Below are 24,809 nucleotides of genomic sequence, written 5' to 3'. Positions count from 1 at the left end.
CTAATCAGCCACCAGCGATGCACCACCGACAATCCCATCCGAACGATAGCAGCCTCGCGGAGAAGTTCTCCATACCCCTCCACCCCCTATGTTGATCACCGCTCGGTGCACGATTCAGCAGGCAGGAAGCCTAGGGGGTTGCGTGGACTGCGACCTGAGGTGTCTTCTTGGATCAAGACACGCTCGGCCCTTCGGGCCATCCATTACGCCGGAGTCCAGCCGCGCCACAAGAAGGTGCACATAGGTCACGGGGAGGACCCGGAAACCGTCCATCGGATTTGTTTGGGAAGGCCGTATCCGACCGCAGATAATGAACGCCTTTCCAGGAGAGGTGAATGGCTTCCGACAGTCCCCGCCCAAGGCCTGTTAAACCAACTTTCGCTGTTTCGCGGACGCAGCGTCAGCGTCAGCGTCGCAGACTTGACGAGCACGGCATCGGTCGCGCGGATCGGAACGGGCCACTCCCGGCGTCTTTCGCACAGCAACGTCTGTGGCTCATGCAGCAGCTCGCGCCCGACAGCAATTCCTATAATCTGCCGCTCGTGCAGCGGCTGCGGGGCGCCCTGGACACCATGGTCCTCAAGCGCGCTCTCGGTCTCGTCGCAAGCCGTCACGAGGCGCTTCGGACCGTATTCGACGCGGAGGACGGCGAGCCGCTCCAGCGGATCCAGCCCGCGGATGTCGTGCGCCTGCGAGAACTGGACGCCCGGGACGAGGAGCACGCCAGAGCGTTGGTCCGGCGGGAGACGGCCGAGCCATTCGACCTGCACGCCGGCCCTGTGATGAGAGCGTTGCTGGTACGGCTCGCCGACGATGACCACGTGCTGGCGCTCACGGTGCATCACATCGCCGGCGACGGCTGGTCGCTGGCCATCCTGCGGATGGAACTCTCGGCGCAGTACGCGGCGCTGCTTCGCGGTGCGGAGGCCGATCTGCCCGCACTCCCGTCGCAGTACGCGGATTTCGCCCAGTGGGAACGCAAGGCGTTGTCGGGCGCCAAGCTGCAAAAGCGGCTGGACTACTGGCAGGAGAACCTGCGGGATGCCCCGATGGTGCTGGGGTTGCCGGCCGATCGGCCGCGACCGCCGGTCGGCAGTTCGGACGCGGGCACGGTGGCATGGTGCCCACCGACGGAATTGGTGACCGCGGCCAAGGAGCTGAGCCGGTCGACGGGCACCACGCTGTTCATGTCGCTGCTGGCCGCCTTCCAGGTGGTGCTGTCCCGCTACGCGCGCACCGATGACGTCCTGGTCGGTACCCCGATCGCCAACCGCAATCACGCGGAGGTGGAGGGGCTGATCGGCATGTTCGTGAACACGGTGGTGCTGCGCGGCGATCTGTCAGGCGATCCGACCTTCCGCGAGCTTCTCCTGCGGACCCGTACGAACGCCATGGGCGCGTTCGCCAACGCCGAGCTGCCGTTCGACCTCCTCGTCGAGAAGGTCGCACCGCAGCGCGACCTGTCGGCGAACCCGGTCGTGCAGGTGCTCTTCCAGCTCATGCCGCTGGTGTCGAGCACGCTTTCGCTGCCGGGAGTCGCGGCCGAGCCTTTCGATATGAACCAGTTCTTCACCCGCATGGACCTGGAGTTTCATGTCTACGAGGATCCCGCCGGCGACAGGTTGACGGGCGAGGTCTGGTACAGCCGAGCGCTGTTCGACGCGCCTCGTATAGAACGCATGCTGGATCAGTTCACGCTCGTCCTGCGCAGCGTACTCGACAACCCGGACGATCCGATCTCGCAGATTTCACTCGTGCCGGAGGTCGATACCGATCTACCGACGGTGGAATCGAACCGAACAGACCGGGCTTTGCCGTTCGATTCGCTGCCGGAATTGCTGGCGGACGCGGCGGCACGAAACCCCGACGCGATTGCTGTCATCGACGAACGGGTCACACTGACCTATGCCGAACTCGGTGGGCGGGCCAATAGGATGGCGCATCTGCTGCGACGTAGAGGCGTTCGCCCCGGCGAACTCGTCGGTCTCTGCGTCGACCGAGGCGCCGATATGATCGTGGGAATGCTCGGCATTCTCAAAGCCGGCGCGGCCTATGTGCCCATCGACCCCGAGCATCCCATCGAGCGTACCCGTTTCGTGTTGGACGATTCCAGCATATCCACGGTCATCGCACAGGAGACGTACCGGACTCGATTCTCCGATGTCCGCGACATCATTCTCCCGGACGACCCCGGCCTCGAAGGTCAGCCCGCAAGCGCGCCCGATGTGACGACCGACCGCAACAGCCTGGCCTATGCGATTTACACCTCCGGTTCCACGGGCCGTCCCAAGGCCGTGCTCATGCCCGGCATCTGCGTCGTCAACCTACTGTTGTGGCAGGAACGCACGATGGGTCGCGAGCCGGCCAGTCGCACCGCCCAGTTCATCACCGCGACCTTCGACTACTCGGTTCAGGAAATCTTCTCCGCGCTGCTCGGGGGCACGCTTGTCATTCCCCCCGACGACATACGGCTGGACCCCGCGCGGCTCGCACAATGGATCGACGACAGCCGTATCACGCGTATCTACGCACCCACTACGGTGCTGCGCGCGCTGGTCGAGTACGTCGACCCGCACGGCACCGGCCTGTCGACATTGCGCCACCTCTGCCAGGGCGGCGAGGCACTCGTGTTGGACAGCAAGCTGCGAGAGGTGTGCCTGCACCGCCCGCATCTGCGGGTGCACAACCACTATGGCCCGGCGGAGAGCCAGCTCGTCACGGGCTACACGCTTCCCGAGGATGTCTCTGCCTGGCCGGCCACAGCCCCTATCGGGAAGCCGATCGACAACACACGCATCCACCTTCTCGACGACGCGCTTCGTCCCGTACCCGACGGCGTACCGGCGCAAGTCTGCATATCGGGGATCGGTCTCGCCCGCGGCTACCTGGCCCGGCCCGAACTGACCCAGCAACGATTCATCACCGAAGGTACCGGCTCGGAGCCGAGGATGTACCTCTCCGGCGACCTGGCCCGGCGGCTGCCGGACGGAAATCTCGAGTTTCTCGGGAGAATCGACGACCAGGTCAAAATCCGGGGCATCCGGATCGAACTCGGCGAAATCGAGACGATCCTGTCCGAACACGCGGCCATAACTCGGGCCGCGGTGACCGTCCGAGAAGACAACCGCGGCGACAAACGACTGGTCGCCTACGTGGTACCCCACTCGGATGCCGGGGACCTCGCCGTCGAATTGCGCGGTCATGTCGAGGCGCGGCTTCCCTCTTACATGGTGCCGTCCACGTTCATCGTCCTGGACAAGCTGCCGCTGACGACGAGCGGAAAGACCGACCGGCGTGCGCTCCCCACCCCGGAGAGCTGGTCGCCGGCCCCCACCTTGCCGATCTCCCCGCGTAACGCGACCGAATCCACGGTGTGCGGGATCTACGCTGACGTGCTCAAGGTGCAAACCGTCGGCGTGCACGACGACTTCTTCGCTCTCGGCGGCCACTCGCTGCTCGCCTCCCGCGCCGTCTCGCGTATCCGTGCCGAGTTGGGCTGCGAGCTACCGCTTCGTACGCTGTTCGACGCCCGGACTCCCGCTTTGCTCGCCCAGGCCATCGGGTCGATGCCGTCGAGGGATGTGCCCGCGCTCGTGCCAGCGCCTCGGACCACGCCCGCGCCGATCTCGCTGGCCCAGCGGCAGCTGCTCAGGATCAGTGATTCGCTGCTCGACCTGGGAGCATTTCCCGTCTGCCCGTACGGATTCCGGCTACGCGGCGAGATCGACCGCGGCGTACTCGACAGCGCTCTGACCCGGATCGTCGCGCGTCACGAGCCACTGCGAACAGGCTTCCGCGACGACGGCGACGGCTTCGTGCAGATCGTCCGCGAGCCCGCGCCGGTGAGGGCCGATTTCATCGAGGTGACCGGAAAGGACACGACCGACCGTGAAGCAGCGGCGGCAGAAATCCTCAAGAACGAACTTGAGCGGCCCTTCGACCTGGGCGACGGTGTTCTGCTCCGCGCGGTTCTGCTGCGGCTGGAGCAAGACGACCACATCCTTGTCCTGATGTTGCACCACATCGCGGGCGACGGCTGGTCCTTCGATGTTCTGGTACAGGAACTGTCCATGCTGTACACCGAGTTGACCGGCGGTCCCGCCGCCAGTCTGGCGGAAGTCGGCACGACGTACTCGGACTTCACCCTCTGGGAGCACGAGGCCCTGTCCGGGACCACCCGCGAGGAACACGAGGCCTATTGGCGAGAGCACCTCAAGGACGCCGTCGCACTGGAACTGCCTACCGACAGGCCGCGAAAGCTCGCGGATCCGATCGGGAAATCCCTCGAGTGGACGGTTTCCCCGGACGCGACATCCGCAGCGCGGAGGCTCGCGCAGGCAGAGGGCGTAACCCTTTACGAGACCATGCTCGGAGCCTTCACGCTGGCCGCAGCCGGGTTGTCAGGCCTGGACGACATTCTGGTGGCGACTCCTTTCGCGAATCGTGGCCGGCCCGAGATCGACCACCTGATCGGCTTCTTCGCCAAGGTTGCCGCCCTCCGTGTCGATCTCTCCGACGATCCGACGTTCCGCGAGGTCCTGCGACGCGTCCAGACGGCGGTCCTGGGTGCCCACGCGCATCAGGACCTCCCCTATGCGGCGATAGAGGCCACGTCATCTGAACTGCCGCCGCCACTGGTGCAGTTCCAGCTGATCAGCTCGCTGAGCTCCGATCTCGTCCTGCCTGGCGTCACCAGTGAGCGCTTCGGGATGGCCGAGGCCGAGCTGGGGGTCGGGAACGGCGAACTCGCCATCTGGCTCTTCGACGATGACAGTGCCCTGCACGGCACTGTCGTATTCGACGGATCCCTGTTCGACCCAGCGAGGATTCAGAGTCTTCTTTCCTCGGTCGAGTCGACGTTGCACGTTGTCTCTGCCACCCCCTCCGTACGCGTATCCAAGGCATACGCAGCAAACGGCCACGCAAGGAGATAGCGCCATGCCTGAGCAAGACAAAGTGGTCGAGTATCTTCGCTGGGCGACCGCAGAGCTGCACACGACCCGCGCCAAGCTGGAAGCACTCACCGCCGCCAGCACCGAGCCGTTGGCGATCGTGGGTATGGCGTGCCGTCTGCCGGGTGGGGTGTCGTCGCCGGAGGATCTGTGGCGCTTGGTCGAGTCGGGTACGGATGCGATCTCCGGCTTCCCCGCCGACCGTGGCTGGGACGTCGAGAACCTGTACGACCCTGATCCGGACGCGTCCGGGAAGTCGTACTGCGTGCAGGGCGGCTTCCTGGACTCCGCAGGCGGCTTCGACGCCTCGTTCTTCGGGATCAGCCCGCGGGAAGCCCTGGCGATGGACCCGCAGCAGCGACTGGTCCTGGAAGTGTCCTGGGAAGCGTTCGAACGGGTCGGGATCGAACCCGGTTCCCTCCGCGGCAGCGACACCGGTGTCTTCATCGGCGCCTACCCCGGCGGCTACGGTGCCGGTGCCGGTGCTGACCTTGAGGGTTATGGCACCACATCCGGTCCCAGTGTGCTTTCCGGCCGGGTGTCGTACTTCTTCGGCCTCGAAGGCCCCGCCATCACGGTGGACACGGCGTGTTCGTCATCGCTGGTGGCGTTGCACCAGGCGGGGTATGCGCTGCGGCAGGGGGAATGTTCCCTGGCCCTGGTCGGTGGTGTCACCGTGATGGCCACGCCGGACGTCTTCACCGAATTCGCCCGGCAGCGCGGCTTGGCCACCGACGGCCGCAGCAAAGCCTTCTCGGACAGCGCGGACGGTGCCGGATTCTCCGAGGGTATCGGTGTGCTGTTGGTGGAGCGTTTGTCGGATGCTCAGGCCAAGGGCCACCAGGTCTTGGCGGTGGTCCGTAGTTCGGCGGTCAACCAGGACGGAGCGTCCAACGGCCTGACCGCACCGAACGGCCCTTCCCAGCAGCGAGTGATCCAGGCCGCGCTCGGCAACGCCGGTTTGACCACGGCCGAGGTGGACGTGGTCGAGGGCCACGGTACAGGCACAACGCTGGGCGACCCGATCGAGGCCCAAGCCGTGATCGCCACCTACGGCCAGGACCGTGAACGGCCCCTGCTGCTCGGATCGCTGAAGTCGAACATCGGTCATACCCAGGCCGCCGCAGGTGTGTCGGGTGTCATCAAAATGGTGATGGCCCTGCGGCATGCTCTGGTGCCGCGCACCCTGCACGTCGATGAGCCGACATCGCACGTGGACTGGACGGCGGGTGCGGTTGAGCTGGTGACGGAGAACCAGCCGTGGCCGGACACCGACCGGCCACGCCGGGCAGGCGTGTCCTCCTTCGGAGTCAGTGGCACTAATGCCCACGTCATCCTCGAGAGCGCACCCCCCGCGCAGGCTGTGGACGATGCGTGTCCTATGGAGACGCCAGTGGTGGGCTCGGAGCTGGTGCCCCTGGTGTTTTCCGCCAAGACGCTGCCCGCCCTGAACGGATACGAGGGCCGGTTGCGTGCGTATCTGGCGGGGTCGCCCGGGGTGGATTTGCGGGCTGTGGCGTCGACGCTGGCGGTGACGCGGTCGGTGTTCGAGCACCGGGCGGTGCTGCTGGGTGACGGTACTGTCACCGGGACGGCGGTGTCTGATCCCCGGGTGGTGTTCGTCTTCCCGGGGCAGGGGTCGCAGCGTGCTGGTATGGGTGAGGAACTGGCCGCCGCGTTCCCCGTCTTCGCACAGATCCATCAGCAGGTGTGGGATCTGCTGGATGTGCCCGATCTGGAGGTGGATGAGACCGGCTACGCCCAGCCGGCCCTGTTCGCTTTGCAGGTGGCTCTGTTCGGGTTGCTGGAGTCGTGGGGTGTTGGTCCGGATGCGGTGGTTGGTCATTCGGTGGGTGAGCTTGCGGCCGCGTATGTGTCCGGGGTGTGGTCGTTGGAGGATGCGTGCGCTTTGGTCTCGGCGCGGGCTCGTTTGATGCAGGCTCTGCCTGCGGGTGGGGCGATGGTTGCTGTCCCGGTGTCGGAGGATGAGGCCCGGGCCGTGCTGGGTGAGGGTGTGGAGATCGCCGCGGTCAACGGCCCGTCGTCGGTGGTTCTCTCCGGTGATGAGGCCGCCGTGCTACAGGCCGCCAGCACGTTGGGGAAGTGGACGCGGTTGGCGACCAGCCACGCGTTCCATTCCGCTCGTATGGAGCCGATGCTGGAGGAGTTCCGGGCGGTCGCCGAGGGCCTGACTTATCGGACACCCCAGGTCATCATGGCCGCGGGCGAGCAGGTTGCGACGGTTGAGTATTGGGTGCGGCAGGTCCGGGATGTGGTCAGGTTCGGGGAGCAGGTCGCCTCCTACGGTGACGCGGTGTTCCTTGAGCTGGGTGCCGACCGGTCGCTGGCCCGCCTGATCGACGGCATCGCGATGCTGCACGGCGACCACGAGACACACGCCGCGATCAGCGCTCTGGCCCACCTGTATGTCAACGGCGTCACCGTCGACTGGACCGCGGTCCTCGGTGATGTCCCGGCGAGGGTGCTGGATCTTCCGACGTATGCCTTCCAGCATCAGCGGTACTGGCTTGAGGGTGCGGACCGGTCGGCTGCCGGTGGTCATCCGCTGCTGGGTTCGGCGGTGCGGCTGGCGGAGGCCAGTGGGGTGCTGTTCACTGCCCGGGTTTCCCGGAGCGGTGATCTGTGGCTGCGGGAGCAGGCGGTTCTGCCCGCGACGGTGTTCGTGGAGATGGCGCTGGCGGCGGCGGACGAGACCGGCTGCGGCCTCGTCGAGGAACTCACCGTCGAAGCGTTGCTGCTGCTTCCCGACAAGGGCGCCGTCCAGATACAGACCTGGGTGAGCGAACCGGATGAGGCCAGCCGCCGCCGGCTCAGTGTCCACGCCCGTTGCAGCGACGGCGAGCCCTGGACACGTCTGGCCACGGCGACCTTGGCCACCACAACCGGCAGGGTGTCCGGCTGGCAGGCCGGGGAGGTGTGGCCGCCGGCTGGTGCGGTACCGGTCGCGACATCGGCACCGTCACTGCGCGGGGTGTGGCGCCGCGGCAGCGATGTGTTCGCCGAGGTTGTCCTGGACGACGCCCATGATGCCGCCAGGTTTGTGCTTCATCCCGGCCTGATGACGGCCGCGCTCGCCGCTGTAGGGGAGGAGGCCCCCGTCGTGTGGCAGGGCCTGACCCTGCACGCCGGCAACCCCGGCGAGTTGCGCGTCCGTCTTACCTCACACGATGACGGCGCCCTGTCGGCCGAGGCCACCGACAGCACAGGACTTCCTGTCCTGTCCGCCCGTTCCCTCGCCCTGGGTGCTGTTCCCGTCTACGAACCGGCCACCAGCACCGACGACCTGCTCACCCTGACCTGGACAGAAATCCCGGCCCCTCAGGAGACCGGCCTGACCACAGGCCGGTTCGAGGACTTGGTGTCGGACGGTGATGTGCCGGTGCCCGAGGTGGTGGTCTTCACCGCACTCCCCGACAGCAGTGAGAACCCGCCGAGCCCGCTGGAACAGACCCGTGTACTGACCGCCCAGGTCCTGCAAACAGTCCAGACCTGGCTGGCTGGGGAGCGCTTCACCGACAGCACTCTGGTCGTGCGGACCGGCACCGGGCCGGCCGCTGCCGCCGTGTCGGGATTGATGCGATCGGCGCAGTCGGAACATCCGGGCCGGTTCATCCTGGTGGAAAGCGACGACGACACCCTCACCCCGCACCAGCTGGCCGCGTCTGTCGGATTGGACGAGCCGCGGCTGCGGATCAGCGACGGCCGGTACGAGGCAGCACGACTGGCCCGCACGCAGGCCGCCGAACCCGAGTCAGACAGGGGTTGGGATCCGGATGGCACGGTTTTGATCACCGGTGGTTCGGGTGTGCTGGCGGGGATCGTCGCCCGGCACCTGGTGACCGAACGCGGCATGCGTCATCTGCTGCTCGTCTCCCGCAGCACCCCGGACCAGGCGCTGATCAGCGAGCTCGGTGAACTGGGTGCCCAGGTGGCCACAGCGGCCTGTGACGTGTCCGACCGTGCCGAGCTGGCGCAAGTGCTGGCGGATGTGTCGCCGGAGCATCCCCTGACGGCGGTGGTTCATACCGCGGGCGTGGTGGATGACGGTGTCGTCGAGTCCCTGACCGCGCAGCGGCTGGAGACCGTGTTCCGGCCCAAGGCCGATGGTGCCTGGCATCTGCACGAACTCACCCGGGATGCCGGCCTGGCCGCGTTCGTCATGTATTCCTCGGCCGCTGGTGTGCTCGGTAGTGCGGGGCAGGGTAATTATGCGGCGGCCAATGCGTTCGTGGACGCGCTGGCTGAGCAGCGTCGTGCTGAGGGTCTGCCCGCACTCTCACTGGCGTGGGGTCTGTGGGAGGACGCCAGTGGCCTGACCGCGAAGCTGACCGATACGGATCGGAGCCGGATCCGGCGCGGTGGCCTGCGGGCCATCTCCGCCGAGCAGGGGATGCGGCTGTTCGACAGTGCGTCGCGCCACGACGAGCCGGTTCTGGTGGCTGCGGCGATGGAGCCGGTACGGGACGCGGAAGTCCCGGCGTTGCTGCGGTCGTTGCACCGCCCGATCGCCCGGCGGGCCGCTTCCGCCGGTGGAGTGCGGTGGCTGGCCACCCTGGCACCGGCCGAGCGGGAGAAGGCACTGCTGAAGCTGGTGTCTGACGGCGCCGCGACGGTTCTGGGACACGCCGACGCCCGCACCATCCCCGTAGCCGCCGTGTTCAGGGATCTGGGAATCAATTCGCTGACGGCGGTGGAGTTGCGGAACAGTCTGGCGAAAGCCACAGGACTGCGGCTGCCCGCCACGTTGGTGTTCGACTACCCCACCCCGGCCGCCCTGGCAGCCCGGTTGGACGAGTTGTTCACCGGCGAGAACCCTGTCCCGGTACGCGGGCCGGTGTCGGCGGTGGGGCAGGACGAGCCGCTGGCGATCGTGGGTATGGCGTGCCGTCTGCCGGGTGGGGTGTCGTCGCCGGAGGATCTGTGGCGCTTGGTCGAGTCGGGTACGGACGCGATCTCCGGTTTCCCCACGGACCGTGGCTGGGACGTCGAGAACTTCGACTCGGCCGGAAAGTCTTACCGCGCTGAGGGCGGCTTCCTGGATGCTGCGGCTGGTTTCGATGCCTCGTTCTTCGGGATCAGTCCGCGTGAGGCACTGGCGATGGACCCGCAGCAGCGGCTGGTGCTGGAGGTGTCCTGGGAGGCGTTCGAGCGGGCCGGGATCGAGCCCTTTTCCGTACGCGGCAGCGACACCGGCGTCTTCATGGGCGCGTACCCCGGCGGTTACGGCATCGGTGCCGACCTCGGCGGCTTCGGCGCCACCGCCAGTTCGGTCAGTGTCCTGTCCGGCCGGGTGTCGTACTTCTTCGGTCTTGAGGGGCCCGCCTTCACAGTCGACACAGCATGTTCGTCGTCGCTGGTCGCCCTGCACCAGGCGGGGTATGCCCTGCGGCAGGGTGAGTGTTCGCTGGCCCTGGTCGGCGGCGTCACCGTGATGGCCACGCCACATACCTTCGTGGAGTTCTCGCGCCAGGGCGGCCTGGCATCCGATGGCCGGTGCAAGGCGTTCGCCGACAGCGCGGACGGCACGGGATGGTCTGAGGGCGTCGGCGTCCTGCTGGTAGAGCGCTTGTCTGACGCGCAAGCTAAGGGCCACCAGGTGTTGGCAGTAGTCCGCAGCTCCGCAGTGAACCAGGACGGTGCGTCCAACGGGCTGACCGCGCCGAATGGTCCTTCGCAGCAGCGGGTGATTCAGGCCGCTCTCGGCAATGCGGGGTTGACCACGGCTGAGGTGGATGTGGTTGAGGCGCATGGCACGGGTACGACGTTGGGTGACCCGATCGAGGCTCAGGCGGTGCTCGCGACCTATGGTCAGGACCGTGAGCGGCCGTTGTTGCTGGGTTCGGTGAAGTCGAATCTGGGTCATACGCAGGCTGCGGCGGGTGTGTCGGGTGTCATCAAGATGGTGATGGCGCTGCGGCATGGGCTGGTGCCGCGCACGTTGCATGTGGATGAGCCGTCGCGGCATGTGGACTGGTCGGCGGGCGCGGTCGAGCTGGTGACGGAGAACCAGCCGTGGCCGGACACCGACCGGCCGCGTCGGGCAGGTGTGTCGTCGTTCGGGATCAGTGGTACGAACGCTCACGTCATCCTGGAAAGCGCGCCCCCCGCGCAGATGGCGGACGGCACGGTGGTCGAGTCGGTGCCGGAGTGGGTGCCGTTGGTGGTGTCGGCCAGGACGCAGTCGGCTCTGGTCGCGTACGAGGGCCGGTTGCGTGCGTATCTGGCGGGGTCGCCCGGGGTGGATTTGCGGGCTGTGGCGTCGACGCTGGCGGTGACGCGTTCGGTGTTCGAGCACCGTGCCGTACTCATTGGAGAAGACACCGTTACCGGGACGGCGGTGTCTGATCCCCGGGTGGTGTTCGTCTTCCCGGGACAGGGATCGCAGCGTGCTGGTATGGGTGAGGAACTGGCCGCCGCGTTCCCCGTCTTCGCACAGATCCATCAGCAGGTGTGGGACCTACTCGACGTGCCCGATCTGGAGGTGAACGAGACCGGCTACGCCCAGCCCGCCCTGTTCGCTTTGCAGGTGGCTCTGTTCGGGCTGCTGGAATCGTGGGGTGTAGGACCGGATGCGGTGATCGGCCACTCTGTGGGCGAACTCGCCGCCGGATATGTCTCCGGGTTGTGGTCACTGGAAGACGCCTGCACGCTGGTCTCGGCACGGGCCCGCCTCATGCAGGCCCTGCCCGCAGGTGGGGCGATGGTCGCCGTCCCGGTCTCCGAGGAAGAAGCAAAAGCGGTCCTGCGCGAAGGCGTGGAGATCGCCGCGGTCAACGGCCCGTCGTCGGTGGTTCTCTCCGGTGATGAGGCCGCCGTGCTACAGGCCGCCAGCACGTTGGGGAAGTGGACGCGGTTGGCGACCAGCCACGCCTTCCATTCCGCCCGTATGGAGCCGATGCTGGAGGAGTTCCGGGCGGTCGCCGAAGGCCTGACCTATCGGACACCCCAGGTCATCATGGCCGCGGGCGAGCAGGTGACGACGGCTGAGTATTGGGTGCGGCAGGTCCGCGATGTGGTCAGGTTCGGGGAGCAGGTCGCCTCCTACGGTGACGCGGTGTTCCTCGAGTTGGGTGCCGACCGGTCACTGGCCCGCCTGGTCGACGGCATCGCGATGCTGCACGGCGACCACGAGACACACGCCGCGATCAGCGCCCTGGCCCACCTGTATGTCAACGGCGTCACCGTCGACTGGACCGCGGTCCTCGGTGATGTCCCGGCGAGGGTGCTGGATCTTCCGACCTACGCCTTCCAGCATCAGCGGTACTGGCTTGAGGGTGCGGACCGGTCGGCTGCCGGTGGTCATCCGCTGCTGGGTTCGGCGGTGCGGCTGGCGGAGGCCAGTGGGGTGCTGTTCACTGCCCGGGTTTCCCAGAGCGGTGATCTGTGGCTGCGGGAGCAGGCGGTTCTGCCCGCGACGGTGTTCGTGGAGATGGCGCTGGCGGCGGCGGACGAGACCGGCTGCGGCCTCGTCGAGGAACTCACCGTCCAAGCGTTGCTGCTGCTTCCCGACAAGGGCGCCGTCCAGATACAGACCTGGGTGAGCGAACCGGACGAGACCAGCCGCCGCCGACTCAGTGTCCACGCCCGTTGCAGCGACAGCGAGCCCTGGACACGCCTGGCCACCGCGACCCTGGCCACCACAACCGGCAGGGTGTCCGGCTGGCAGGCCGGGGAGGTGTGGCCGCCGACCGATGCGGTACCGGTCGCGACCCGAGCACCATCACTGCGCGGGGTGTGGCGCCTGGGCGGCGACATCTTCGCCGAGGTCGCCCTGGACGGCACCCACGACGCCGCCGCATACACCCTGCACCCTGCCCTCCTGACCGCCGCCCTCACCAGCGCCGGGGAGGAGGCCCCCGTCGTGTGGCAGGGCCTGACCCTGCACGCCCGCAACCCCGGCGAGCTGCGCGTCCGTCTCACCTCACACGATGACGGCGCCCTGTCGGCCGAGGCCACCGACAGCACAGGACTTCCTGTCCTGTCCGCCCGTTCCCTCACCCTGGGCGCTGTTCCCGTCTACGAACCGGCCACCAGCACCGACGACCTGCTCACCCTGACCTGGACAGAAATCCCGGCCCCTCAGGAGACCGGCCTGACCACAGGCCGGTTCGAGGATCTGGTGTCGGACGGTGACGTGCCGGTCCCCGAAGTGGCGGTCTTCACCGCACTCCCCCACAACGACGACCCGCTGGAACAAACACGAAAGCTGACCGCCCAGGCCCTCCACACAATCCAGACCTGGCTGGCCGAGGAACGCTTCACCGACAGCACCCTGATCGTGCGAACCGGCACCGGGCCGGCCGCCGCCGCCGTGTCGGGATTGATGCGGTCGGCGCAGTCGGAACATCCGGGTCGGTTTGTCCTGGTGGAAAGCGACGACGACACCCTCACCCCGCGCCAACTGGCGGCGTCTGTCGGGTTGGACGAGCCGCGGCTGCGGATCAGCGACGGCCGGTTCGAAGTGCCACGACTGGCCCGCACGCAGGCGGCCGAACCCGAGTCAGAATGGGCGTGGGATCCAGATGGCACAGTCCTGATCACGGGCGGTTCCGGCGTCCTGGCGGGGATCGTCGCCCGGCACCTGGTGACCGAACGCGGCGTGCGTCATCTGCTGCTGCTGTCCCGCAGCACCCCGGACCAGGCGCTGATCGGCGAGCTCGGTGAACTGGGCGCCCAGGTCGACACAGCGGCCTGTGACGTGTCCGACCGTGACGGGCTGGCGCGGGTGCTGGCGAGTGTGTCGCCGGAGCATCCCCTGACGGCCGTGATTCACACTGCGGGCGTGCTCGATGACGGTGTCGTCGAGTCTTTGAACCCGCAGCGGCTCGACACGGTACTGCGACCCAAGGCCGACGGCGCCTGGCACCTCCACGAACTCACCCGCGACACCGACCTGGCCGCGTTCGTCATGTATTCCTCGGCTGCCGGTGTCATGGGCGGTGCGGGGCAAGGCAACTACGCGGCGGCAAACGCGTTCCTGGACGCGCTCGCCGAACAACGCCGAGCCGAGGGCCTGCCCGCACTCGCACTCGCCTGGGGTCTGTGGGAAGACACCAGCGGCCTGACCGCCAAACTGACCGGCACCGACCACGACCGAATCCGCCGCAGCGGCCTGCGAACCATCACCGCCGAACAGGGAATGCGGCTGTTCGACACCGCATCACGCCACAGCGACCCGATTCTGGTGGCCGCGCCGCTGGGTCCGGTGCGGGAGGCCGAAGTCCCGGCGCTACTCCGCTCGTTGCATCGCTCGGTCGCCCGGCAGGCCGCCTCTACCGGCGACTCGGCAGCGCGGTGGCTGGCGGCCCTGGCACCGACCGAGCGAGAGAAGGCACTGCTGAAGCTGGTGCGTGACAGCGCCGCTCTGGTCCTGGGACACGCCGACGCCAGCACCATCCCCGTAGCCGCCGCATTCAAGGATCTGGGCATCGATTCGCTGACCGCGGTGGAACTGCGCAACAGCCTGGCGAAAGCCACAGGGCTGCGGCTGCCCAACACGACGGTGTTCGACTACCCCACCCCGGCCATCCTGGCCGCCCGGCTGGGCGAGCTGTTCACGGGGGAGAGCCCCGTACCGGTACGCCCGTCGGTGTCGGTGGTGGGGCAGGACGAGCCGTTGGCGATCGTGGGTATGGCGTGTCGTCTGCCGGGTGGGGTGTCGTCGCCGGAGGATCTGTGGCGCTTGGTCGAGTCGGGTACGGACGCGATTTCCGGTTTCCCCGCCGACCGTGGCTGGGACGCAGAGAGCCTGTTCGACCCTGATCCAGATGCGCCGGGGAAGTCGTACTGCGTGGAGGGCGGGTTCCTCGATGCCGCGGCAAGCTTCGACGCCGGATTCTTCGGCATCAGTCCGCGTGAGGCACTGGCGATGGATCCGCAGCAGCGGCTGGTGCTGGAGGTGTCCTGGGAGGCGTTCGAGCGGGCCGGGATCGAGCCCGGTTCCGTACGCGGCAGCGACACCGGCGTCTTCATAGGCGCCTACGCCGGTGGCTACGGCGCCGGTGCCGACCTCGGCGGCTTCGCGGCCACCGCCAGCGCGACCAGTGTCCTGTCGGGACGGGTGTCGTACTTCTTCGGCCTCGAAGGCCCCGCCATCACAGTCGACACGGCCTGCTCGTCATCACTGGTGGCATTGCACCAGGCCGGGTACGCCCTGCGACAGGGTGAGTGCTCGCTGGCCCTGGTCGGCGGCGCCACCGTGATGGCCACCCCGCAAAGCTTCGTGGAGTTCTCCCGCCAGCGCGGCCTGGCATCCGATGGCCGGTGCAAGGCGTTCGCCGACGCCGCGGACGGCACGGGATGGGCCGAAGGCGTCGGTGTGCTGCTGGTCGAGCGGCTCTCCGACGCCCGCCGCAACGGCCACCAGGTGCTGGCGATGGTCCGCAGCTCGGCGGTCAACCAGGACGGTGCGTCCAACGGGCTGACCGCGCCGAACGGTCCTTCGCAGCAGCGGGTGATCCGGGCCGCTCTCAGCAACGCGGGTCTGAGCACGGCTGAGGTGGATGTGGTCGAGGCGCATGGCACGGGTACGACGCTGGGTGACCCGATCGAGGCCCAGGCGGTGCTCGCCACTTACGGCCAGGACCGTGAGCGGCCCCTGCTGCTGGGCTCGTTGAAGTCGAATATCGGTCATACGCAGGCTGCCTCGGGTGTGTCGGGTGTCATCAAGATGGTGATGGCGCTGCGGCATGGGCTGGTGCCGCGCACGTTGCATGTGGATGAGCCGTCGCGGCATGTGGACTGGACGGCCGGTGCGGTGGAACTGGTGAGTGAAAACCGGTCCTGGCCCGACACCGACCGGCCCCGCCGGGCAGGCGTGTCGTCCTTCGGCGTCAGCGGCACCAACGCCCACGTCATCCTGGAGAGCGCACCCGCCCAGCCCACGCAGGAGGCGCAGCCTGCTGTGACGCCGGTGGTGGCCTCGGATGTGCTGCCCCTGGTGGTATCGGCCAGGACCCAGTCCGCTCTGGCCGAGGTCGAAGACCGGCTGCGCGCCTACCTGGCCGCAACACCCGAGGCAGACATGCGGGCTGTGGCGTTGACGCTGGCGGTGACGCGGTCGGTGTTCGAGCACCGTGCCGTGCTCCTCGGCGACGACACTGTTACCGGCACCGGCGCTGCTATGTCTGATCCCCGGGTGGTGTTCGTCTTCCCGGGGCAGGGGTGGCAGTGGCTGGGGATGGGCAGTGCGCTGCGTGATTCGTCGGTGGTGTTCGCGGAGCGGATGGCTGAGTGTGCGGCGGCGTTGGGTGAGTTCGTGGACTGGGATCTGTTCACGGTGCTGGATGATCCGGCGGTGGTGGACCGGGTCGATGTGGTCCAGCCTGCCTCGTGGGCGGTGATGGTTTCGCTGGCCGCGGTGTGGCAGGCGGCCGGTGTGCGGCCGGACGCGGTGATCGGTCACTCCCAGGGCGAGATCGCCGCGGCGTGTGTGGCGGGTGCGGTGTCGTTGCGGGATGCGGCGCGGATTGTGACGTTGCGCAGTCAGGTGATCGCCCGCGGTCTGGCGGGCCGGGGCGCGATGGCATCCATCGCGTTGCCCGCACAGGAGATCGAGCTGGTCGACGACGCCTGGATCGCCGCCCACAACGGTCCCGCCTCCACCGTGATCGCGGGCACCCCGGAAGCGGTGGACCATGTCCTTACGGTTCATGAGGCGCGAGGGGTGCGGGTGCGGCGGATCACCGTCGACTACGCCTCGCACACCCCGCACGTCGAGCTGATCCGCGACGAACTGCTCGGCATCACCGCCGGTATGGGCTCGCAGCCTCCGGTGGTGCCGTGGCTGTCGACCGTGGACGGCACCTGGGTCGAGGGCCCCTTGGATGCGGACTACTGGTACCGGAACCTGCGTGAACCGGTCGGTTTCGACCCCGCCGTCAGCCAGTTGCGTGCCGAGGGCGAGACCGTGTTCGTCGAGGTCAGCGCCAGCCCGGTGCTGTTGCAGGCGATGAATGACGATGTCGTCTCTGTTGCCACGTTGCGTCGCGACGACGGGGACGCCGCCCGGATGCTCACCGCCCTGGCACAGGCCTACACCCACGGCGTCACCGTCGACTGGCCCGCCATCCTCGGCACCACCACAGCCCGGGTACTGGACCTTCCAACCTACGCCTTCCAGCACCAGCGGTACTGGCTCAAGAGCGTGGACCGGTCGTCTGCCGACGGTCATCCACTGCTGGGCACGGTAGTGGCGCTGCCCGGCTCCGACGGTGTGGTCCTCACCGGGCGGGTATCACTGGCCACCCACACATGGTTGGCTGACCACGCGGTGCGCGGCAGTGTCCTGCTCCCCGGTACCGCATTTGTTGAGCTGGTCGTCCGCGCCGCCGACGAGGTCGAGTGCGACGCCATCGACGAGCTGGTGATCGAAACCCCGCTCCTGCTGCCGCAGACCGGAGGCGTGCAACTATCCGTCTCCGTCGCGGAGGCCGACGAGTCCGGACACCGCGCGGTGACAGTCTTCTCCCAGGCGGATAACACGGACACATGGACCCGGCACGTCTCCGCCACGATCAGCGCCTCTGACACACCCCTCTCGCTGCCGGAGTCTGACACCTGGCCACCAGCCCAGGCCCAGCCGATGAACGTGGCCGACTTCTACGACCAGCTGATGGCAGAAGGCTACGAGTACGGTCCCGCCTTCCAAGGGCTGCAAGCTGCGTGGCGCGACGGGGACACCGTCTACGCCGAGGTTGCTCTGGCCGAGGAGCAGGCGCAGGAGGCGGCACGATACGCCGTGCACCCGGTCCTACTCGATGCGGCTCTGCACACCTGCACTCTGAACACACCCGACGCCGAGCAGGGTGTGGGGCTGCCGTTCTCCTGGAATCACATCCGAATCCACGCCGCCGGCCCGGCCACACTGCGTGTCACGGTGACACAGGAAGGAGACGGCTGGAGTGTGCGGGTCGCCGACGACACCGGCCGGCCCGTGGCCACCATCGGCTCCCTCATCACCCGGCCGGTAACCGCCGACACACTCGGCTCCATCACGGACGACCTGCTCACCCTGACGTGGACGGAAATCCCCGCGCCTCAGGAGACCAGCCTGACCAGGGGCAGGTTCGAAGATCTGGCGGACGGCAACATGCCGGTGCCCGACGTGGTGGTCTTCACCGCGCTTCCCACCAGCAGCGAGAACCCGCTGGACCTGCCGGACCCGCCGGACCCGCTGGACCCGCTGGACCCGGTGGACCCGGTGGATCCGCTGGACTCGCCAGACCCGCTGGCACAGACCCGTACGCTGACCGCCCGGGTCCTCCAGACAGTCCAGACCTGGCTGGCCGGGGAACGCTTCACCGACAGCACACTGGTCGTGCGGACCGGTACCGGTTTGGCCGCCGCCGCAGTATCGGGCTTGATGCGGTCGGCCCAGTCCGAACACCCCGGCCGGTTCATCCTGGTCGAAAGCGACGACGACACCCTCACCCCGGACCAGCTGGCGGCCACCGTCGGGCTCGACGAGCCGCGGCTGCGGATCAACGACGGCCGGTACGAGGCAGCTCGACTGGCCCGGACCAACACCCCCGAAGACAGCCCGCTGACGATCCCCGACAATCGTGCCTGGCTGCTGGAACAACCCCGCAGCGGAACCCTGCAAGACCTCGCGCTGGTACCCACCGACACCGCCGAACGGCCCCTGCAACCCGGCGAAGTACGCATAGACGTACGCGCCGCGGGACTCAACTTCCGCGACGTCGTCGTGGCCCTCGGCATGGTCAACGACAACCGGCCGACGGGCGGTGAAGCGGCCGGCGTCGTACTCGAGGTCGGCCCCGATGTACACGATCTGGCTCCGGGAGACCGCGTCTTCGGCGTGGTGGCAGGCTCATTCGGGCCGGTCGCGATCGCCGACCGTCGAATGCTCGCTGTGATGCCTGATGGCTGGTCCTTCACTACGGCGGCATCCGTGCCGGTCGTGTTCGCCACCGCGTACTACGGGTTGGTGGATCTGGCCGGGCTGAGCGCGGGTGAGTCCGTGCTGATCCACGCCGCGGCGGGCGGTGTGGGCATGGCGGCGACCCAGATCGCCCGCCACCTCGGCGCGCAGATCTACGCGACCGCCAGCACCGGGAAACAACACATCCTGCGCGAAGCCGGCCTGGAAGACACCCGCATCGCCGACTCCCGCACGCTGAGTTTCCAGGAAACCTTCCTCAACAACACACACGGCCAGGGTGTCGATGTCGTCCTGAACTCCCTCAGCGGTGACTTCGTCGACGCCTCCCTCGATCTGCTGCCCCGCGGCGGCCGGTTCGTGGAGATGGGCAAGACCGACATCCGCGACCCGCACCAGATCACCGCCGACCGGCCGGGTACCACCTACCAGGCGTTCGACCTGATGGACGCCGGCCCGGACCGGCTGCGGGAGATCATCACCGAAATCCTCAGCCTGTTCGCACACGGCGTCCTACAGCCACTGCCGGTGCAGGCCTGGGACATCCGCCAGGCCCGTGATGCGTTCGGCTGGATGAGCCGCGCCCGCCACATCGGCAAGATCGTCCTCACCATCCCCCGCCGACCCGACCCCGACGGCACCGTCCTGATCACCGGCGGTTCCGGCGTCCTGGCAGCCATCCTCGCCCGCCACCTGGTAGCCGAACACGGTGCACGCCATCTGCTGCTCCTCTCCCGCACCACCCCCGACCCAGCACTGATCAACGAACTCACCCAGCTGGGCGCCCGGGTCGACACCGCGGCCTGCGACGTATCGGACCGCACCGGACTGGCGCGCGTACTGGCGGGCGTATCACCGGAACACCCCCTGACCGCCGTGATCCACACCGCCGGCGCACTCGACGACGGCGTCGTGGAGTCCCTGACCACACAGCAACTGGAGACGGTCCTGCGGCCCAAGGCCTACGGCGCCTGGCACCTCCACGAACTCACCCGGGATGCCGACCTCGCAACGTTCGTCATGTACTCCTCCGCCGCCGGTGTCATAGGTGGCGCGGGACAGGGCAACTACGCGGCAGCCAACGCCTTCCTCGACGCCCTGGCCGAACAACGCCGAGCCGAGGGCCTGCCCGCACTCGCGCTCGCCTGGGGTCTGTGGGACGACGCCAGCGGCCTCACCTCCAGGCTGACCGACACGGACCACGATCGGATCCGGCGCAGCGGCATGCGAACCATCACCGCTGAGCACGGAATGCGGCTGTTCGACGGCGCGTCACGCCACGGCGAGCCGGTCCTGTTCGCCGCGGCGATGTCTCCGGTACGGGACGTCGAGGTCCCCGCGCTGCTGCGTGGACTGCAAACGGTGAAGCGTCCGCAGGCCAGGACCGCGGCACGCGACGAGGTCGGCTCGCAGCCCCTGAGCGCCCGTCTCACCGGCCGTACGAGCGTCGAGCAGCACCGCGTCATGCTCGAACTCGTGCTGGGAGAGGCGGCCTCCGTACTCGGTCACGGCTCGGCGGACGCGATCGCGACGGACACGTCGTTCAAGGATCTGGGCATGGATTCGCTGACGGCGATCGAACTCCGTAACCGCCTCGTGGCGGAAACCGGGCTACAGCTTTCCGCCACGATGGTGTTCGACTACCCGACGGCGAACGCTCTGGCCGCGCATCTGCTGGACAAGCTCGATATCCCGCCCGTACAGCAACACCTCGAAGCACCGGCGCCGAGCACGGGCACCGGCCCGGCCGAACCGGTCGCCGGTGAGCCGTCGGCGAACGAGCCGATCGCCATCGTGGCGATGGCGTGCCGGCTGCCGGGCGGGGTCAGTTCGCCGGAGGGTTTGTGGCGCCTTGTGGAGTCCGGTACTGACGCGATCTCCAGCTTCCCCACCGACCGTGGCTGGGACGTCGAGGGCCTGTTCGATCCGGACCCGGACGCCCCTGGTAAGTCGTACTGCGTGCAGGGCGGCTTCCTGGACACCGCGGCCGACTTCGACGCTCCCTTCTTCGGTATAAGCCCGCGTGAGGCGCTGGGCATGGATCCGCAGCAGCGGCTGTTGCTGGAAACCACCTGGGAGGCGATCGAGCGCGCACAGATCGATCCGAAGTCCCTCCGCGGCCGCGATGTGGGCGTGTACGTGGGTGGCGCGGCACAGGGTTACGGAGTGGGCGTCGACCAGCAGCACGACAACGGGATCACCGGTAGCTCGGTCAGCCTGCTGTCAGGACGGGTGTCATACGCGCTCGGGTTGGAGGGACCGGGGGTCACCGTGGACACCGCTTGCTCCTCCTCCCTGGTGGCGCTGCACCTCGCGAGCCAGGCGTTGAGTCAGCGTGAGTGCTCGCTGGCGCTGGTGAGCGGGGTCTCGGTGATGTCCTCGCCCGCGATGTTCGTGGAATTCTCCCGCCAGCGCGGACTGTCTTCCGATGGCCGGTGCAAGTCGTTCGCCGCATCGGCGGACGGCACGATCTGGTCCGAGGGCGTGGGTGTCCTGGTGGTGGAGCGACTTTCCGATGCCCGCCGGCTGGGGCACCGGGTCCTCGCCATCGTCCGGGGCAGCGCGGTGAACTCCGACGGCGCGTCGAACGGGCTGACCGCACCGAACGGCGCGTCCCAGCAGCGGGTGATCCGGCAGGCATTGGCCAACGCCGGTCTCAGCGCGTCGGAGGTGGATGTGGTCGAGGCGCACGGCACCGGCACGAAGCTCGGCGACCCGATCGAGGCGGAGGCCATTCTGGCGACGTACGGGCAAGAACGGTCGACGCCCGCCTGGCTCGGCTCGCTGAAGTCGAACATCGGTCACACCATGGCGGCGTCGGGCGTGCTCGGCGTGATCAAGATGGTGGAGGCGATGCGGCACGGTTCGCTCCCCCGTACGCTCCACGTGGACGCCCCATCGCCTCACGTGGACTGGACATCGGGGAGCGTCGCGCTGCTGACGGAGCGCCGGCCATGGCCGGACGACACCAAGCTGCGCAGGGCCGGCGTGTCGTCGTTCGGGCTCAGCGGTACCAACGCGCACGTAGTGCTGGAGCAGTACCAGGCGCCCGCCCCGTCAGCCACGCCGGTCACGACGAACGAGCCCGGACCGCTGCCGTGGGTCTTGTCCGCGCAGAGCCCGAAAGCGCTACGGGAGCAGGCCGGGCGGCTGCACACCTCCCTCGCCGAGGGCTCGGAGTGGAATCCGCTGGACATCGGATACTCCCTGGCGACCACACGATCGGACTTCGCCTATCGAGCGGTCGCCGTGGGATCCGGCCGGGAGGATTTCCTGCGTGCGCTGTCAAAGCTGGCGGACGGCGTCTCCTGGCCCGGGCTCACGACCGCGACCGCCAAGGCCAGGCGCGTTGCCTTCCTGTTCGACGGGCAGGGTGCCCAACGGCTGGGAATGGGCAAGGAGCTGTACGACGGCTTCCCCGCTTTCGCGCGTGCCTGGGACACGGTGAGCGTCGGGTTCGACAAACACCTCGACCACTCGCTGACGGACGTCTACTTCGGTGAGGGCGGTTCGACGACGGCCGAGCTCGTGGATGACACCCTCTACGCGCAGGCGGGCATTTTCGCGCTGGAGGCCGCGCTGTTCGGGCTGCTGGAGGACTGGGGCGTGCGCCCCGACTTCGTCGCCGGGCATTCCATCGGTGAGGCAACCGCCGCTTACGCCAGCGGGATGCTTTCGCTCGAACACGTCACCACTCTGATCGTCGCCCGGGGGCGAGCGCTGCGGGCGACACCGCCGGGAGCCATGGTCGCACTGCGGGCAGGCGAGGAAGAGGTGAGGGAGTTCCTCGACCAGACCGGTGCGGCGCTGGATCTGGCGGCGGTCAACAGCCCCGAGGCTGTCGTCGTATCGGGTGAGCCGGACACGGTGGCAGGCTTCGAAGCCGCGTGGGCGGCGTCCGGGCGAGAGGCCAGGAGACTGAGGGTCCGCCATGCCTTTCACTCCCGCCATGTGGAGGCCGTGCTCGATGAGTTCCGTACGGCACTGGAGTCCCTGAAGTTCTCCGCCCCGGCGCTGCCGATGGTATCGAGCGTGACCGGGCATCTGATCGATCCGGATGAGATGGGCACGCCGGAGTACTGGTTGCGCCAGGTCCGGCAACCCGTCCGCTTCCAGGACGCCGTCCGCGAACTGGCCGAACGGGGGGTGGGCACATTCGTCGAGATAGGGCCTTCGGGGGCGCTCGCGTCGGCCGGAATGGAGTGTCTGGGCGGCGACGCCTCGTTCCACGCCGTGCTGCGCCCGCGGTCGCCGGAGGACGTTTGCCTGATGACGGCCATCGCGGAGCTGCATGCGGGCGGGACGGCAATCGACTGGACGAAGGTGCTGTCCGGCGGCCGGGCGGTGGATCTGCCGGTCTATCCGTTCCAGCACCAGTCCTACTGGCTGGCCCCGGCCGCCCCGGATGCCACGGCTGTGACGCCTGTGGTCGAGGAGGAGGACGGTGAGTATGACGAGCCCTCCTATGCGGATGAGCCTCGCACCATGCTGGAACTCGTTCAGATGGAGGTGGCGAGCGTCCTGGGCATGACCGACCCCGGCGTCATACTCGACGACTCGTCCTTCCTCGAGTTGGGATTCGACTCGCTCAGCGCCGTTCGGCTACGCAACCGGCTGTCGAAGGCCACCGGACTCGACCTACCGGCCACTCTGCTGTTCGAGCACCCCACGTCGGCCGAATTGGCCTCGCACTTGGATGCGCTGCTTGACTCCGATATTGACGCGGCCGGCGTTTATGCCCTTCTGGAAGAGATCAACGAACTGGATACAGAAGCCGTCGACATGACCGCGGCGGAACACAAGGCCATCTCCGCACTACTGGAAAAGCTCTCAGCAAAATGGAAGACCGGGGACGAATAAGGGGATGCCTCATGTGGCGTGGCTACTCGCACTTGACATATCGATCGGGCAAGAATAATTTAATGTAATGCTGGAATTGGGCAACCGCTTAAAGTTCAAATTTGCCGGACAGCTCCTCGAAGCTGTCAATCCGCACCTACAGGGCCATCCCTACGACGTACTGGTCCGCCTCCTCGAGGGCGGCCGCATCGAAAACGTACTGGAATTGTGCGGCGGGACCGGTTTCGCATCGCGAATGCTGGCCGAAAAGCATTCGAAGGTACGGGCCACCTCCATCGATCTGTCACCCGAGCTGACCGCGGTAGGCCGCCGCAAGTTGGCCTCGCGGGGGGTCGATAACGTCACCCTGGTCGAGGGTGACGTTGCCGCCTTGCCCTACCCGGACAACTCGTTCGACACCGTGATGTCGGCCTTTGGTCTGCATGAGGTCCCGACCGCGGGCCGCCTCAGCGCGATCCGCGAGTCCGCGCGGGTACTCCAGCCCGGAGGCCGCTTCGTCATCGTCGATCTCGACCGCCGGACCAAGTACGGGTGGACGATGGATCTCTTCATGAAGGTCATGGAGCCGAAGTTTGCCCCCGAGGTGTTCGGAAGTGGCCTGGTGGACAGGTTGAAAGAGAACGGTTTCACCATCGATCATCACGAGTCGGCCGGGCCGAACGGATGGACGCAGTCGATCGTCGCCACCCTGGAGGCGTGAGCCGCGCCTCAGTGGTCCAGCCGGATTTCGCTGTCCGACCCGTGGGTTTGTCTGGGCGGCTGGAGTGCATCGGGTCATGGGAAGTGGTGAGGGGCAGCCTCACGGAGGCCGCCCCTCGGACGTGTGACGACAAGCTGCACGGACGGCTTCTTCAGTCCTGGGGTTCGAGCAGTTCTCCGGTCTGCTTGACCCGGACGTGGATCGCCCCCGACGGGCAGGCCTGCGCGACCGCGATCACGTGCTCGTCCGCGTCGATCTCGCTCGCGCGGGCGCGCGACTGGTGCCCGTGCATCTCGAAGTACGCGCCCGCGCTGGCCACGCAGACGGCCGAGCCGATGCACTCGCTCCGGTCGACCCACAGCTCCCATCGCGCCAT

At 67.8% G+C, this 24,809-nt stretch carries 4 protein-coding genes and 1 pseudogene; 4 read left to right on the top strand and 1 reads right to left on the bottom strand.

The annotated features are described in order from the left end of the window. Positions 1-335 precede the first annotated feature (335 nt). From ACMTAK_RS43145 to ACMTAK_RS43130, 4 genes and pseudogenes are all read left to right on the top strand, one after another. Positions 336-4,934, top strand: coding sequence for an amino acid adenylation domain-containing protein (locus ACMTAK_RS43145; protein WP_413811181.1), 4,599 nt, complete (start codon positions 336-338; stop codon positions 4,932-4,934). A 46-nt stretch (positions 4,935-4,980) separates the two neighbouring features. Beyond that, positions 4,981-22,176 (top strand): annotated as a pseudogene (locus ACMTAK_RS43140) (SDR family NAD(P)-dependent oxidoreductase); the annotation flags it as partial. Further along, on the top strand, positions 22,156-23,733 hold the full coding sequence (locus tag ACMTAK_RS43135) for an acyltransferase domain-containing protein (RefSeq protein WP_461773850.1): 1,578 nt from the start codon (positions 22,156-22,158) through the stop codon (positions 23,731-23,733). The pseudogene ACMTAK_RS43140 and the gene ACMTAK_RS43135, both read left to right, overlap by 21 nt. A 67-nt stretch (positions 23,734-23,800) precedes the next feature. Beyond that, positions 23,801-24,433, top strand: a complete 633-nt coding sequence (locus ACMTAK_RS43130) for a class I SAM-dependent methyltransferase (RefSeq protein ID WP_413811180.1) — start codon at positions 23,801-23,803, stop codon at positions 24,431-24,433. 151 nt (positions 24,434-24,584) lie between these two features. Here ACMTAK_RS43130 and ACMTAK_RS43125 read toward each other — a convergent pair whose 3' ends face one another. Further along, positions 24,585-24,809, bottom strand: coding sequence for a ferredoxin (locus ACMTAK_RS43125; protein WP_413811179.1), 225 nt, complete (start codon positions 24,807-24,809; stop codon positions 24,585-24,587).

The organism is Streptomyces lacaronensis (assembly GCF_047337785.1).
In the GTDB taxonomy this organism is placed as follows: Bacteria; Actinomycetota; Actinomycetes; order Streptomycetales; family Streptomycetaceae; genus Streptomyces; species Streptomyces lycopersici.
Note: the sequence above shows the minus strand (reverse complement) of the source record. Positions and strands in the feature narration are given on the sequence as shown.